Raw genomic sequence first — 13,945 nt, 5'->3', positions numbered from 1 at the left:
CTCGGCGGTGTCCTTCTCTTCCAGCAGGAGCACGTCTGGGTCGCCGACACCCCCACCCCCGACGACCGCGCCGCCTGGATCGACGTCCTCGACGAAATGGCCGCCCTCCAGCCCGACCTGGTCGTCCCCGGCCACCGCCTCCCCGGCACCGCCGCCGACGCCTCCGCCATCACCGCCACCCGCGAGTACCTGCTCGCCTTCGAGGAGGAGCTGGGCAAGGCCGCCGACGGCGCCGCCCTCACCGAGGCGCTCGTGGCCCGCTACCCCGGCAACGGCATGCTGATCGCCGCCCAGATCGGCGCCAAGGTCGCCAAGGGCGAGATGAAGTGGGGCTGACCATGACCGACTTCGCCACCTCCCCCGCCCCCGCCGACGTCGTACGCCGCCAGTACCTGGCCTCGGCCGCCGGCGACCTGGACGCCCTGCGCGCCACCCTCGCCCCCGACGTGGAGTGGACGGAGATGGCCGGCTTCCCCCTGGCCGGGACCTACCGCACGCCCGAAGGCGTCACCTCGAACGTCATGGAGCAGCTCGGCAAGGAGTGGGACGGCTGGGCCGCCCACGACGACACCTACGTCGTCGACGGCGAGAACGTCGTCGTCCTGGCCCGCTACACCGCCGTCAACAAGGCCACGAGCAAGCCGATCGACGTCCGCGTCGCCCACCACTTCGTCGTACGGGGCGGACTCATCGTCCGCTTCGAACAGTTCGTCGACACGGCGCTCGTCCGCGAGGCCACGAACGACTGATTCGTAACGCACCCACCGCGAGGCAGGAGACAGACATGTCCGCTGCGGACAACAAGGCGCTCGTGACCGCCTTCTACGAGCAGGCATTCAACGACTACCAGCCCGAGGCCGCCACCGCACACCTCGGCGAGAGCTACACCCAGCACAACCCCGAGGCGCAGGACGGCCCGGGAGCCTTCGTCGGCTATGTGCACTGGCTGCGCGGGCAGTTCCCCGACCTGCGCCTGGACATCAAGCGTGTGATCGCCGAAGGGGACCTGGTGGTCACCCACAGCAACCTGCACCTCAAGCCCGGCGACCGGGGCATGGCCGTCGCGGACTTCTGGCGCGTCGCCGACGGAAAGATCGTCGAGCACTGGGACGTGATCCAGGAGGTGCCCGAGAAGAGCGCCAACGACAACACCATGTTCTGACCCCCACAGCAGCAGCACGGCATCCGTGCCGTACCCGGGCGCCGTGCTGCTCCGCTGCCGTGGTCCAGCCGCACCACACACAGACAACAGAACAAGAACAGAGCAGATCAGAACCGAACAGAACGGACAGAGAGGCTCCCCCCACCATGACCAGCCTTCCCAGTCGACGCCGCCTGCTTGCCACCGGAGCGGGCGCCGCTCTCGGTCTCGGTGTCGCCGCTGCCTCCGTCACCCCCGCTCAGGCCGCCACCGGCCAAGCCTCTGCGGGCCGCGTGGCAACGGGCGGCGCCGAGGAGAAGCGGACTCTTGACGAGCTCTACCAGGCAGCCCTCGCGGAGGGCGGCAAGCTCGTGCTCTACGCCGGTGGTGACATCTCCAGTCAGGCGGACGGAATCCGCAACGGCTTCAAGGACCGATTCCCGGGCATCGACCTGACGGTGGTCGTCGACTACAGCAAGTACCACGACGTCCGCGTCGACAACCAGTTCGCGACCGACACCCTGATACCCGACGTCGTACAGCTCCAGACCGTGCAGGACTTCGTGCGCTGGAAGGAGCAGGGCCGCCTGCTCGCCTACAAGCCGGCCGGTTTCTCCAAGCTCTACGCTCCCTTCAAGGACCCGCACGGCGCGTGGGTCGCCGTCCAGGTCAGTGCCTTCAGCTACATGTACGGTCCCGCCGCGGTCGGCTCCGACATCCCCAGCGGTCCGCTCGACCTGGCCGACGCCCGCTGGAAGGGGAAGATCGCCTCGTCCTACCCGCACGACGACGACGCGGTCCTCTACCTCTACACCCTCTACGTGGAGAAGTACGGCTGGGACTGGCTCGCACGACTGGCCACCCAGGACCTCCAGTTCGCCCGCGGCAGCTACACCCCGAGCGCGGCCGTCACCAGCGGCCAGAAGGCCATCGGCATCGGCGGATCCGGCGCGCCGCTGTCCACCGGGCCGGTCAAGTGGGTGCTGCCCGAGGAGGCGCCGTTCATGTCCTGGGGACAGCGGGCCGCGATCCTCAAGCAGGCCAAGAACCCCACCGCCGCAAAGCTGTACCTGAACTGGCGGCTCTCCGTCGAGCAGCAGAAGGCCGCCACCAACGGCTGGTCGGTCCGCACCGATGTCACCCCGCCTACCGGGCTGAAGCCCGTCTGGGAGTACCCCAACGGCAACCTCGACGGCTTCCCTCGCTTCATGGCCGACCGCGCGGCGATCGAGCGCTGGAAGCAGACCTTCGCCCTGTACTTCGGTGAGGTGAAGGGCGACCCGAGCCCCGGCTGGCTCGGACTGCACCCCGGAGCCTGACCGCCGACCGGTGCCGCGGCCTCGCACTCCCTGCGCGATGGGCCGGCGGCCCGGCAATTCCTGGCCGCCTTACAGGCGACGGACAGACTCAGCGACTCCGGCCCTGCCGACGCTCCTCCCAGTACTCCAGTGCGGTTTCATGATCTGTCTGGTGAGTTCGTCGGCGGATGGTTGTCGGTAGTGACAGCGTCGGGCTGTGGCCTGGTGGTATCTGCGCCAGTCGGACCAGTGCAGCAGCCTGGCTGTGAACGTGACCGGAGTGGTGAAGACGGCGGCGAGAAGGTGGCGGATCTCCGGGAAGGTCAGTGCGGACGGGTGTGCTGGTGCGGCTGGGGCGGAGTGGGCCGGTGGGCCGGTCCTGGTCGGCGTCGGCGGCAAGGCGGTCAGGAAGGCCGGGCGTCTCCTGCCGCAGTCGCTGGCCTGGGTGGTGGGAAAATCGGCCCGAGAGCGCGGGAACGATCTCCGTGGGTGCTGGTGTAGGCCCTGACCAGCCCATTCCGTCGGCTCCCCACCAGCCGAAGGCCCCCAGGTCCCAGATCTGGGGGCCTTCGCGTTGTCCCGGGCGGTGTGAGCCGTATTACCCGGTGAGGACAATCACACGGGCCCGCCGGGACGCTTTCGGGCGGGGTTTTCCACAGGCGCGGAGTTGTCCACAGGGTCTGACGCGTGCATCGCCGCCGGTTGTACGGTCTGCACGAGTTGATGTTCGTCTTGATGTTGTCGGCGCCCGGTTTCGGGCTGGCGCCGGGTGAGTGCGGGGGAGGCGGTCGGCGTGAGCGGAACCGGGGTGGCTGGAGCGGCGGAGGCCGGCGGGCGGCGGCTGCCGAGGGTGCGGGGGTTCGCCGAGTGGCCGGCCGCCGGATCACCCAAGGAGGAGGGCAAGGCGCTGCGCAAGCTGGTCCCACGCCGGGCGCACGCCACGTTCGACCTCGACGCCGCCCGGCCCGCCGCGGTCGCCGCGGTGGAGGAGTCCAACCTCGGCCGGATACCCGACCTCACGCCGATCAGGGCGGGCCGGATGGCGGCCACCCCCTTCGCGTTCCTGCGCGGCTCGGCGGGCCTGATGGCCTACGACCTCGCGCGCACTCCCATGACCAGGATCCGCGCCCAGATCTGCGGGGACGCGCACGCCGCCAACTTCGGCCTGTACGGCGACGCGCGCGGCGACCTCGTGATCGACCTGAACGACTTCGACGAGACCGTCCAGGGCCCCTGGGAGTGGGACCTCAAGCGGCTCGCCGCCTCCCTCGTGCTGGCGGGCCGGGAGGCCGGCGCCGACGAGGACCAGTGCCGCAAGGCCGCCTACGACGCCACCGGCGCCTATCGGCGCACCATGCGGCTGCTGGCCAGGCTGCCGGTGCTGGACGCGTGGAACGCGATCGCGGACGAGGAACTGGTCTCCCACACCGACGCCCATGACCTGCTCGGCACGCTGGAGCGGGTCTCCGAGAAGGCGCGGGGCAACACCAGCGGGCGGTTCGCGGCGAAGTCGACCGAGCCGCACGAGGACGGCGGCCGGCGCTTCGTGGACGCGGCGCCGGTGCTGCGCCGGGTGCCGGACGAGGAGGCGGCCGCGGTCGCGGCGTCCCTGGAGAGCTATGTGGAGACGCTGTCCGAGGACCGCCTCCCGCTGCTGGCCCGGCACGCGGTGCACGACGTGGCGTTCCGCGTCGTCGGCACCGGCAGCGTGGGCACCCGCTCCTATGTCGTGCTGCTCCTGGACCACCGCGGCGAACCGCTGGTGCTCCAGGTGAAGGAGGCCCGCCCCTCGGCGCTGGTCCCGCATCTGGTGACGGCGGGCTTCGAGGCGCCGGGCTTCGAGGCGCCGGTCGTCGAGCACGAGGGGCGGCGGGTGGTCCTCGGACAGAAGCGGATGCAGGTGGTCAGCGACATCCTGCTCGGCTGGACCTCGGTCGACGGACTGCCCTTCCAGGTACGGCAGTTCCGCAACCGCAAGGGCAGCGTCGACCCCGCGGCGCTGGCCGCCGACCAGATAGACGACTACGGCCGCATGACCGGCGCCCTCCTGGCCCGCGCCCACTCCCACAGCGCCGACCCGCGCCTGATCGCCGGGTACTGCGGCAAGAACGAGGAACTGGACGAGGCCGTCGCCGACTTCGCCGTCACCTACGCCGACCGGACGGAGGCCGACCACGCCGAGTTCGTGGCCGCGGTGCGGGCGGGGCGGGTCGCGGCGGAGATGGGGGTGTGAGCAGGAGGGGGAGGGGAGGGCGGGCGGAGAGGGCGGGATGAGATCAGGGGCGCCTGCTCTGTTGTCGTCGGTGTTCAGGCGGGGCCGGTTCGGTCGTGGCCTACGCTGGTCGGGTGACGAGCCCGGAAACTGAGCAGGGTGGGGTCGCCGGTGAGGCGCAGGCGACGCCCGAGGACGGTACGCCGCGCCCCGAGGAGCGGCTGGAGCGGGCCGTGCGCGCCGCCGAGCAGGCGCTGATCGAGTACGAGATCGCGGTCGAGACCTTCCGTATCGAGGTCGAGAACTTCTCCCGGCTGCACCACCAGAAACTCGGCCCCATGTACGCCCGCCTCGACGAGCTGGACGCCCGGATAGCCGAGGCCAGGGCCGCCCGCACCGGCGACCCCGAGGACATCCGCAAGGCGGACGAGGCCCGCGGCCGGGTGATGCCGATGCCGGACGTGGAGGAACTGTTCCACGGCTGGATGGACGGCGACGGCCTGTTCCCGGAGGCCGCGGCGATGCTCACCGACCAGCCCGTGCGGCCCCCGCAGCGCGTTCGCCCCAGCGACGAGGCCCGCAGGCTCTACCGCGAACTCGCCCGCAAGGCCCACCCCGACCTGGCCCAGGACGACGCCGAGCGGGCCCGCCGCGAGGAGTTCATCACCCGCGTGAACGGGGCCTACGCCCGCGGGGACGAGGTCATGCTGCGGGAGCTGGCCGAGGAGTGGGCCAAGGGACCGGAGCCGGCCGAGCGCCGCCCGAGCCGCAGCGAGGAGCTGTACGCCCGCCTCGAATGGCTCGCCCAGCGCAAGGAGCTGCTGTCGCTGGTGGCCAGGGAGCTGGAGGAGGGCGCGATCGGCTCGATGCTCCGCCTCGCGCCGGACGATCCGGACCGCCTGCTGGAGGAGATCGCCGAGCAGCTGTTGGCGGATGTGGCGTCGCGGGAGCGGGAGCTGGCGGAGCTGCTCGAGGGGTAGTCGTGGTGGGCCCCACCCCAGCCACCCCACCCCCTCCCCGCACCGTCCGGTAGCGTCGGGGCATGAGTTTCGGAGCTGGTGTGCCCACGGTCGAGGTCGGCGACCTCAAGGACGGCGACTTCCTGCTGGACGTCCGCGAGGACGACGAGTGGCAGGCGGGCCACGCCGAAGGTGCCCTGCACATCCCCATCAGCGAGTTCGTGGCCCGCTACGGCGAGCTCACCGAGGCCGCGCCGCAGGACGACCGCGTTCATGTGATCTGCCGTTCCGGCGGCCGTTCGGCGCAGGTCACGATGTATCTGGTCCAACAGGGCCTCGACGCCGTGAACGTCGACGGCGGCATGCAGGTGTGGGCGGCCGCGGGCCGGCCCGTCGTGACCGACGGGGGACAGCCCGGGTTCGTCCTGTAGTCCGTCCCGGTCAGCCCAGGGGGTGCGCCGCCAGCAGGTCGCCCAGGGCCTCCTCGTACGCCGCGGCCGGGCCGAGCGACAGTTCCAGGTGCTTGGCCCAGGCGTGGTAGCGGTGCAGCGGGTACTCGACGTCGGCGCCGAACCCGCCGTGCAGATGCTGCGCCGTCTGCACGATCCGCCGTACGCCGTCCGACGCCCAGATCTTGGCGACGGCGACGTCGCCGGAGGCGGGCAGCGGGCCGGTCGCCCCGGAGGCGAGACGCCACGCGGCCTGCCACAGCGTGGCCTCCATGGCGCGCAGGTCGATGTAGCGGTCGGCTGCCTGCACGGCCACCGCCTGGAACGTGGCGATCGGATGCCCGAACTGTTCCCGCTTGCCCGCGTACTCGCTGGTCATCGCGAGCACCCGTTCACCCAGCCCGAGCGCGAGCGAGCACGTCCCGGTGGCCAGCAGCCCGCGCAGCCACTCCCACGCCCCGTCCGCGTCGATCACGTCCCGTGCGGCGATCCGCGCCGACTCCAGCCGCAGCTCGCCGAGCCGCTCCCCGGTGGTGGAGATCTGCTCCCCGAGCACGACCCCCGGGTGGACGCGGGGAACGACGGCCAGCAGCGTCCGGTCCGCGGCCGTATGCGCGGGTACGAGGACGAAGTCCGCGGTGTGTGCCCACGGCACCGCGGTCTGTACGCCGTCCAGCAGCCAGTCCTCGCCCTCCTGGCGTGCGGTGACGGCGAGTTCGGCCCCGTCGTGGCCGGTGCGGCCGTTCGCGGCGACGGTGAGCACCACCTCGCCCCGGCCGGCCCGTGCCAGCAGTGCCGACTTCAACTCCGGGCCGCCGTAGGCCTGTACGGCCGCGACGGCCGCGCTGCTCTCCAGCAGCGGAATCCGTGCCAGCCCCTTGGCCGACTCCCGCAGTACCAGACACAGTGCGATGGCGTTTAGGCCCGCCCCGCCGTACTCGGCGTCCAGCAGCAGGCTCAGCAGATCGGCCTCCGCGAGCCTGGCCCACAGGGCGCGGTCGAAGTCCTCGGCGACGGCGCCCGCGACCAGTGAGGGAGAGGGCACCGCGTCCGGCGCGACCCCGGCGAACACCCCCCGCGCCGCCTCGGCCGCCGCCTCCTGCTCCTCGGTGAAGGTGAAGTCCACGGTCCTGTCCCTCCGGAGGGTCCGCTGATCTGACGGACCGTCAAGATAGAACAGGTTCTAGGAGAAGGGAACGGTGCGGCCACGGCACCCTCATCTGTCGAAGTCCAGCTCCACCTTCTCCGTCACCGGATGCGACTGGCACGCCAGCACGTAACCCGCCTCCGTCTCCTCCCGCTCCAGCGCGAAGTTGCGGTCCATGCGCACCTCCCCGGTCACCAGGAAGGCGCGGCAGGTGCCGCACACGCCGCCCTTGCAGGCGTAGGGCGCGTCGGGCCGGTTGCGGAGCACCGTCTCCAGCAGGGACTCGCCGTCCCTGACGGGCCAGGTGCCGCCGCGGCCGTCTAGCCGGGCGGTGACCGTGCTGTGCGCGGGGGCGGTGGCCGCCGAGCCCGGCGCCGGGGCGGCGCTGTCCACGTGGAAGATCTCCTCGTGGACACGGGCACGCGGCACCCCGAGCCCGCGCAGCGCCCGCTCGGCTTCCTCCACCAGTCCGTACGGACCGCACAGGAACCATCCCGCCACCGCGTCGACGGGCAGCAGCGCGGGCAGCAGTCCCCTCAGCCGCTCCTGGTCCAGTCGCCCGGACGGCAGTCCGGCCTGCTGTTCCTCCCGGGACAGCACCGTCACCAGCTGAAACCGGTCCGGATACCGGTCCTTCAGGTCGGCGACCTCCTCCAGGAACATGGTCGAGGCGGCCGTCCGGTCGCTGCGTATCAGGCAGAACCGCGCCTGCGGCTCGCGGGCGAGCAGCGTGGACATGATGGACAGCACCGGGGTGATGCCGCTGCCGCCGACCACCGCCGCGTACAGACCGGGGGCCGGTTCGAGGGTGAAGCGGCCGGCCGGTGCCATGACCTCCAGCTCGTCGCCGACGCCGATCTCCTTCAGCGCGTACGTCGAGAAGGCCCCGCCGTCGACCAGCCGCACACCCACCCGCAGGGTGCTCGGACCGTCCCCGTCGGGCGCCGGGGAGCAGATCGAGTACGTGCGGCGTATCTCGATGCCGTCGACCTTCCGCCGCAGCGCGAGGTGCTGGCCGGGGGTGTGCCGGTACTCCTCGCGCAGCTCGGGCGGGACGGTGAGGGTGAGGGCCACGGAGTCGTCGGTGAGCCGGTCGACCGCCACCACCGGGAGCGTGTGGAAGCGGGCCATCACAACTCCTTGAAGTGGTCGAAGGGTTCACGGCAGGCGAGACAGCGGCGCAGCGCCTTGCACGCGGTGGAGGAGAAGCGGCTGAGCAACTCCGTGTCGGCGGAGCCGCAGTGGGGGCAGCGGACCGGGTTCGTCTGGGCCGTGAGGGTGCGGGTCGGGCCCAGCCTCACCGTCACGGGGCCGCGGTCATGCACCGGACGGGGCGGCGCGATACCCGACTCCCGCAGCTTGCGCCGCCCTTCGGCGGTGATGTCGTCCGTCGACCAGGCCGGCCGCAGCACCGTGCGGACGGCGACCTCGCGCACGCCGTGCGCGTGCAGCACCCGCTCTATGTCCAGGGACATCGCCTCGATGGCCGGGCAGCCGGTGTACGTCGGCGTCAGCTCGACCTCGACGCAGTCCGCGCCGTGTACGCGCACGGCCCGTACGACGCCGAGTTCCCGGAGGGTGAGCACCGGCAGCTCGGGGTCGGGCACCGAACCGGCGATCTCGAGGAGTTCCGCCTCCAGCGGGGTGACGGTCACCATGACGCCCCCGGGTGGCTGCGGTGCAGGTGCTGCATCTCGGCGAGCATCCGCCCGAAGGGCTCGGTGTGCACGCCCTGGCGGCCCGCGCCCGCCGTCCAGGCGCCGGAGCGCGGCCCTTCGGGAACCGTCAGGGTGGCGCGGTCGAGCACCCGTCCGACGGACTCCAGCCAGGCGTCCTCCATCCCGGCGCGGTCGACGTCCAGTCCGTCCACCGGCTGGAACATCTCGCCGGTGAAGCGCCACAGCGCCGTGCAGGCCCGCCGCATCCGCTCGTGGCCGGCGTCCGTGCCGTCGCCCAGTCGCAGGGTCCACTGCTCGGCGTGGTCGCGGTGGTAGGCGACCTCCTTGACGGCCTTCGCGGCGAGATCGGCGAAGGGGCCGTCGCCGGCGGCCAGTTCGGCGTACAGCAGGTGCTGGTAGGTGGAGAAGTACAGCTGGCGGGCGATGGTGTGGGCGAAGTCGCCGTTGGGCTGCTCCACCAGCTGGAGGTTGCGGAAGGCGCGCTCCTCGCGCAGGTACGCCAGCTCGTCCTCGTCGCCCACCATCGACAGCAGCACCCGGGCCTGGCCGAGCAGGTCCAGCGCGATGTTGGCGAGGGCGACCTCCTCTTCCAGGACGGGGGCGTGGCCGGCCCACTCGCCGAGGCGGTGCGAGAGCACCAGGGCGTCGTCGCCGAGGGCGAGGGCGGCGGTCGTGGGGACGGTCGTCGTCACAGGTGCTTCACCCCCTGCGGGATCTCGTAGAAGGTCGGGTGCCGGTACGGCTTGTCGGCGGCCGGGTCGAAGAACGGGTCCTTCTCGTCGGGTGAGGACGCGGTGACCGCGGACGAGGGGACGACCCAGATCGAGACGCCCTCGCCGCGCCGGGTGTACAGGTCGCGGGCGTTGCGCAGGGCGAACTCCGCGTCCGGTGCGTGCAGGCTGCCGGCGTGGGTGTGGGAGAGGCCCCGGCGTGAGCGCACGAAGACCTCCCACAGGGGCCAGTCGGTGTTCGTCATGCCTGCCGCTCTCCCGTCCTGTGGCTGTGCTTGGCCGCGTGGGCGGCGGCGGCCTCCCGCACCCACGCGCCCTCCTCGTGGGCCCTTCTGCGCTGGCTGATCCGCTGTTCGTTGCACGGGCCGTTGCCCCTCAGGACCTCGTGGAACTCGGTCCAGTCGATGGGACCGAAGTCGTGGTGCCCGCGCTCCTCGTTCCACCTCAGGTCCGGGTCGGGCAGGGTCAGGCCCAGCGACTCGGCCTGGGGGACGCAGATGTCGACGAAGCGCTGGCGCAGCTCGTCGTTCGAATGCCGCTTGATCTTCCACGTCATCGACTGCGCGGAGTGCGCCGACTCGTCGTCGGGCGGCCCGAACATCATCAGGGACGGCCACCACCAGCGGTCCACCGCGTCCTGAGCCATCGCGTGCTGCTCGGGGGTGCCGCGGCTGAGGGCCAGCAGCAGCTCGTACCCCTGGCGCTGGTGGAAGGACTCCTCCTTGCAGATGCGGACCATCGCACGCGCATAGGGGCCGTACGAGCAGCGGCACAGCGGGACCTGGTTGGTGATCGCCGCGCCGTCCACCAGCCAGCCGATCGCGCCGACGTCCGCCCAGGTCAGCGTCGGGTAGTTGAAGATCGAGGAGTACTTCTGGCGGCCGGAGTGCAGCTTGTCGAGCAGTTCTTCGCGGCCGGTGCCGAGGGTCTCGGCCGCGCTGTACAGATACAGCCCGTGCCCCGCCTCGTCTTGGACCTTGGCCATGAGGATGGCCTTGCGGCGCAGGGAGGGCGCGCGCGTGATCCAGTTGGCCTCCGGCTGCATGCCGATGATCTCGGAGTGGGCGTGCTGTGCCATCTGCCGCACCAGCGTCGCGCGATAGGCGTCGGGCATCCAGTCCCGCGGCTCGATGCGCTCGTCGGCGGCCACGGCGGCGTCGAAGGCGCGCTGGTACGCGTCGGTGGCCACGGCCACGTCCTGTGTGCCGTGCGCCTGCTGGGCGGCGGCTGTCGCCATGCGGTCCCCCTCGACCTGGGCTGGGTCCGGAGCCGGCTCCCGACCGATCGTTCGGTTCGTTCGCTTCCATGGTGGGTCGGCCGCCGTGAGGTGTCAACCGCTGTGGAAAACCTGCGGGCATTGCCTGTGGACAACCCGACGGGGCTGTGCCCGAGGGGCGGGTCTGAGTACCGTTCCCGTTCTAGTGCGGTGAAGCGGAACGCGCGGGCGCTGCGGCGACCCGCGGCCGGTGGCCGAAGACGGACCGAAAGCGGAGACGGGGCGCGATGGACGGGTACGACACAGGCTCGGACGCCCGGCACGGGCCTCACGAGCCGGGCGGCGCGCCCGGGCAGCACGGCACGGCCGGCCTGCCCACCCCGGGACCGGGGCCCGCCGTACCCGGTCCGGCCCCCGCGACGGACCCCGGTCCCGCCGGGCCGTACGCCGAGTCCCGCACCGGTGTCGCCGCTCTCTCCCTGCGCTACCGCATCGCCGCCGCGCTGGCGCTCGCGGTGGTCGCCGTGGCCGCCTGTGTGCACATCGGCATGGTGTTCCTGCACGTCGCGCCCGCGAACACGGTCACCAAGAAGCACGGCAAGGCGATCGACGACTGGATCTACCCGGAGTTCGAGCAGAACTGGAAGCTGTTCGCGCCGAACCCGCTGCAGCAGAACATCGCGGTCCAGGTCCGCGCCGAGGTGCGCGCGGCGGACGGCGGGGTGCGCACGACCGGCTGGTACGACCTGTCGGCCGAGGACGGCCGGGCCATCGACGGCAACCTGCTGCCGAGCCACACCCAGCAGAACGAACTGCGCCGCGCCTGGGACTTCTTCCTCGCCACGCACGACGGCGACAACCGTCCCGTGGGGCTGCGCGGCTCCCTGTCCGAGGCGTACGTGCGGCGGATCGCGGCGCTGCGGCTCGGCCGGGACGACGCCGCCGGGAAGAGCGGCTCGGTCATCCAGGTCCAGGTCCGCTCCCGCACCACCAACGTGCCCCCGCCGAAGTGGAGCGGGGAGAAGGTCTCCGGGCAGCCGGTGTACCGCGAGCTGCCCTGGTGGCCCGTGTCGGCCGCCGACACCGACGGGGGTGCCGAGTGAACCGTTTCGCCCTGTCGGTCTCGGCCGGCATCGCCCGCATCACCGAGGCGGCGCTCGGCCCGTACCAGACCGCCACGATCCGTATCGGCTTCAGCGCGACCTGGCTGCTGTTCCTGCTGCGCGAGGTCCCGCACCGCGAGGAGATGTACGGTCCGCACGCCCCCTGGAGCTGGAACCTGGCCCGGCAGCTGATCGCCGACAACCACGCCTTCACGGTCCTGACGTGGTCGAACGGCCGGTTCTGGTTCGAGTTCTGCTACGTGCTCGCGCTGCTGGCGAGCGTCCTGCTGCTGCTGGGCTGGCGCACCCGCACCATGTCCGTGCTGTTCATGGTCGGGGTGCTCTCCCTGCAGAACCGCAGTGTCTTCATCGGGGACGGCGGCGACAACGTGCTGCACCTGATGTCCGTCTACCTGGTCTTCACGCGCTGTGGGCAGGTGTGGTCGCTGGACGCGCGGCGGGACCGGCTCGCGCGCGAGGCACGCGCGCGTGGAGAACGGACGGTGGACCGGGTGGGGCCGGCGCTGTGGGGCGTGCTCGGGTTCGCGCTGGTCGCGGTGACGGCCGGGGGCCGCTTCGACGGCACCGATGCGACCGTGCCGGTCGTCCTGTGGCTGGTGTGGGTCGCGCAGGCCGTGCGCTGGATCGTCGCGCACCGGGCGAGGAGCCGGGAGCCGCGGATCCTGGTGGACGTGGTCACGAACGTCGTGCACAACGGCGCGCTCCTCGTGATCATGGCCGAGGCCTGTCTGATCTACGCGACGGCCGGCTGGTACAAGATCCAGGGTTCGCTCTGGCAGGACGGCACGGCGGTCTACTACCCGCTGCACCTCGACTACTTCTCGCCCTGGCCCGCGCTCGCCGACCTGCTGTCGTCCAGCGGCACGATGGTGATGCTGGTGACCTACGGGACGGTCATCGTGCAGGTCGCCTTCCCGTTCACGTTGTTCAACCGGCGGGTCAAGAACGTGCTGCTGGCCGCGATGATGACCGAGCACGCCGTGATCGCCGTCGTCCTCGGGCTGCCGTTCTTCTCCCTCGCGATGATCGCGACGGACGCGGTCTTCCTGCCCACGCCGTTCCTTCGCCGGCTGGGCGGGTGGACGGCACGCGCGCGTGAACGCGCCCTCGCCAGAACCGGCCGCCCGCGCCCGCCCGAGCCACCCGCGCCGGAGAACCCCGAGCCCACGCACGCGGGTACCACGGCGTGAGGGCCCGGCGCGACCGTGAACCCGGAGCGCACGCGCACGTAGGCTGCACGCCATGACCGACCCCGTGAGCGTCTGGCGCCGGCTCGCCGACTCCTCCGTCCTGCTCGACGGCTTCCACGCCCTCAAGCACGCCGTGCGCTTCGGAGCCCGGATCCCGGTGGCGGTCACCGCCGACCGGGCCGCCGCGCTCGCCCTCGCCGACGAGCTGGCGCCCGACGTGCGGCAGACGCTGGAGGGACTGCTGACCGAGGTGCCCGAGACGACGTACGCGTCCCTGGTGCCGCGCCCGCATCCCACCGCCGTGGCCGCCCTGGCCGTACGACCGTCCCGCTCGGCCCATCTCGAGAGGCTGGCACACACCCCGCGCACCGCCCCCGTGGTCGTCCTCGACAACCCGCGCAACCTCGGCAACACCGGTGCGGTGATCCGCCTCGCCGCCGGCTTCGGAGCCACCGGTGTGGTCACCACCGGCACACTGGATCCGTGGCACCCGACGGTGGTGCGCGGCGGAGCGGGCCTGCACTTCGCGACCGCGGTCGAGCGACTGGACGTCGGTGAACTGCCCGCGGGGCCGCTGTTCGCCCTCGACCCGGAGGGCGACGACATCCGGGGAACGAAGCTCCCGGACGACGCCGTCCTCGCGTTCGGTTCGGAGCGCAGCGGCCTCTCGGCTCCCCTCCGAGCGCGTGCCGACCACCTGCTGTCCCTGCCGATGCGTCCCCAGGTCTCCAGCTACAACCTGGCGACGAGCGTGGCGATGACGCTGTACCACTGGAGCGCGCGCGGCTTCTAGTGCCGT

At 71.9% G+C, this 13,945-nt stretch carries 15 protein-coding genes and 1 pseudogene; 10 read left to right on the top strand and 6 right to left on the bottom strand.

The window, feature by feature from the left end:
• The 7 genes and pseudogenes from ACIRVK_RS16945 to ACIRVK_RS16915 form a co-directional block, all read left to right on the top strand.
• Window positions 1-336, top strand: a pseudogene (locus ACIRVK_RS16945) (MBL fold metallo-hydrolase); the annotation flags it as partial.
• Between the two features lie 2 nt (window positions 337-338).
• Window positions 339-749, top strand: a complete 411-nt coding sequence (locus ACIRVK_RS16940; protein WP_404247606.1) for a nuclear transport factor 2 family protein — start codon at window positions 339-341, stop codon at window positions 747-749.
• A 35-nt stretch (window positions 750-784) separates the two neighbouring features.
• Window positions 785-1,162 (top strand): nuclear transport factor 2 family protein, encoded by a 378-nt coding sequence (locus ACIRVK_RS16935; RefSeq protein WP_404247604.1) that lies wholly within the window; start codon window positions 785-787, stop codon window positions 1,160-1,162.
• Between the two features lie 146 nt (window positions 1,163-1,308).
• A complete protein-coding gene (locus ACIRVK_RS16930; RefSeq protein WP_404247602.1) occupies window positions 1,309-2,460 on the top strand; it encodes an ABC transporter substrate-binding protein in 1,152 nt (383 codons plus the stop codon).
• A 772-nt stretch (window positions 2,461-3,232) separates the two neighbouring features.
• On the top strand, window positions 3,233-4,672 hold the full coding sequence (locus ACIRVK_RS16925; RefSeq protein ID WP_404247600.1) for a DUF2252 domain-containing protein: 1,440 nt from the start codon (window positions 3,233-3,235) through the stop codon (window positions 4,670-4,672).
• Window positions 4,673-4,785: 113 nt separating this feature from the next.
• Window positions 4,786-5,631, top strand: coding sequence for a J domain-containing protein (locus ACIRVK_RS16920; protein WP_404247598.1), 846 nt, complete (start codon window positions 4,786-4,788; stop codon window positions 5,629-5,631).
• 80 nt (window positions 5,632-5,711) lie between these two features.
• Entirely contained in the window at window positions 5,712-6,041 is a 330-nt protein-coding gene (locus ACIRVK_RS16915) for a rhodanese-like domain-containing protein (protein WP_404247624.1), read from the top strand.
• A 10-nt stretch (window positions 6,042-6,051) separates the two neighbouring features.
• On the opposite strand, the gene ACIRVK_RS16910 is transcribed toward ACIRVK_RS16915, so the two are convergent.
• The 6 genes from ACIRVK_RS16910 to paaA form a co-directional block, all read right to left on the bottom strand.
• The gene (locus tag ACIRVK_RS16910; RefSeq protein ID WP_404247596.1) at window positions 6,052-7,185 is read right to left on the bottom strand and encodes an acyl-CoA dehydrogenase family protein; all 1,134 of its coding nucleotides are present in this window, start codon (window positions 7,183-7,185) and stop codon (window positions 6,052-6,054) included.
• Window positions 7,186-7,275: 90 nt separating this feature from the next.
• Window positions 7,276-8,337, bottom strand: coding sequence for a 2Fe-2S iron-sulfur cluster-binding protein (locus tag ACIRVK_RS16905; RefSeq protein WP_404247594.1), 1,062 nt, complete (start codon window positions 8,335-8,337; stop codon window positions 7,276-7,278).
• Window positions 8,337-8,864 (bottom strand): 1,2-phenylacetyl-CoA epoxidase subunit PaaD, encoded by a 528-nt coding sequence (paaD, locus tag ACIRVK_RS16900; protein WP_404247592.1) that lies wholly within the window; start codon window positions 8,862-8,864, stop codon window positions 8,337-8,339. The genes ACIRVK_RS16905 and paaD overlap by 1 nt, the downstream gene beginning before the upstream one ends.
• Entirely contained in the window at window positions 8,858-9,577 is a 720-nt protein-coding gene (paaC, locus tag ACIRVK_RS16895) for a 1,2-phenylacetyl-CoA epoxidase subunit PaaC (RefSeq protein ID WP_404247590.1), read from the bottom strand. Before paaC ends, paaD begins: the two co-directional genes overlap by 7 nt.
• Window positions 9,574-9,861 (bottom strand): 1,2-phenylacetyl-CoA epoxidase subunit PaaB, encoded by a 288-nt coding sequence (gene paaB / locus ACIRVK_RS16890; protein ID WP_404247588.1) that lies wholly within the window; start codon window positions 9,859-9,861, stop codon window positions 9,574-9,576. The genes paaC and paaB overlap by 4 nt, the downstream gene beginning before the upstream one ends.
• Window positions 9,858-10,853 carry a 1,2-phenylacetyl-CoA epoxidase subunit PaaA gene (gene paaA / locus ACIRVK_RS16885; protein ID WP_404247586.1) on the bottom strand — a complete coding sequence of 332 codons (996 nt, stop codon included), beginning with the start codon at window positions 10,851-10,853 and terminating at the stop codon, window positions 9,858-9,860. The genes paaB and paaA overlap by 4 nt, the downstream gene beginning before the upstream one ends.
• Window positions 10,854-11,119: 266 nt before the next feature.
• On the opposite strand from paaA, the gene ACIRVK_RS16880 reads away from it, so the two are divergent.
• From ACIRVK_RS16880 to ACIRVK_RS16870, 3 genes are read left to right on the top strand one after another with little or no spacing between them, the layout of a single operon-like run.
• Window positions 11,120-11,935, top strand: coding sequence for a DUF5819 family protein (locus ACIRVK_RS16880; RefSeq protein WP_404247584.1), 816 nt, complete (start codon window positions 11,120-11,122; stop codon window positions 11,933-11,935).
• Window positions 11,932-13,146 carry an HTTM domain-containing protein gene (locus tag ACIRVK_RS16875; protein WP_404247582.1) on the top strand — a complete coding sequence of 405 codons (1,215 nt, stop codon included), beginning with the start codon at window positions 11,932-11,934 and terminating at the stop codon, window positions 13,144-13,146. The genes ACIRVK_RS16880 and ACIRVK_RS16875 overlap by 4 nt, the downstream gene beginning before the upstream one ends.
• Before the next feature lie 52 nt (window positions 13,147-13,198).
• Entirely contained in the window at window positions 13,199-13,939 is a 741-nt protein-coding gene (locus ACIRVK_RS16870; RefSeq protein ID WP_404247580.1) for a TrmH family RNA methyltransferase, read from the top strand.
• The last annotated feature ends 6 nt before the right edge of the window (window positions 13,940-13,945 follow it).

The organism is Streptomyces sp. NPDC101152, assembly GCF_044768275.1.
In the GTDB taxonomy this organism is placed as follows: domain Bacteria; phylum Actinomycetota; class Actinomycetes; order Streptomycetales; family Streptomycetaceae; genus Streptomyces.
Note: the sequence above shows the minus strand (reverse complement) of the source record. Positions and strands in the feature narration are given on the sequence as shown.

Bases quoted from the DNA above. Each gene is read 5' to 3' on its own strand.
- ACIRVK_RS16940 (WP_404247606.1), top strand. From the start codon at position 339: ATGACCGACTTCGCCACCTCCCCCGCCCCCGCCGACGTCGTACGCCGC.
- ACIRVK_RS16935 (WP_404247604.1), top strand. From the start codon at position 785: ATGTCCGCTGCGGACAACAAGGCGCTCGTGACCGCCTTCTACGAGCAG.
- ACIRVK_RS16930 (WP_404247602.1), top strand. From the start codon at position 1,309: ATGACCAGCCTTCCCAGTCGACGCCGCCTGCTTGCCACCGGAGCGGGC.
- ACIRVK_RS16905 (WP_404247594.1), bottom strand. From the start codon at position 8,337: ATGGCCCGCTTCCACACGCTCCCGGTGGTGGCGGTCGACCGGCTCACC.
- paaD (WP_404247592.1), bottom strand. From the start codon at position 8,864: ATGGTGACCGTCACCCCGCTGGAGGCGGAACTCCTCGAGATCGCCGGT.
- paaB (WP_404247588.1), bottom strand. From the start codon at position 9,861: ATGACGAACACCGACTGGCCCCTGTGGGAGGTCTTCGTGCGCTCACGC.
- paaA (WP_404247586.1), bottom strand. From the start codon at position 10,853: ATGGCGACAGCCGCCGCCCAGCAGGCGCACGGCACACAGGACGTGGCC.
- ACIRVK_RS16880 (WP_404247584.1), top strand. From the start codon at position 11,120: ATGGACGGGTACGACACAGGCTCGGACGCCCGGCACGGGCCTCACGAG.
- ACIRVK_RS16870 (WP_404247580.1), top strand. From the start codon at position 13,199: ATGACCGACCCCGTGAGCGTCTGGCGCCGGCTCGCCGACTCCTCCGTC.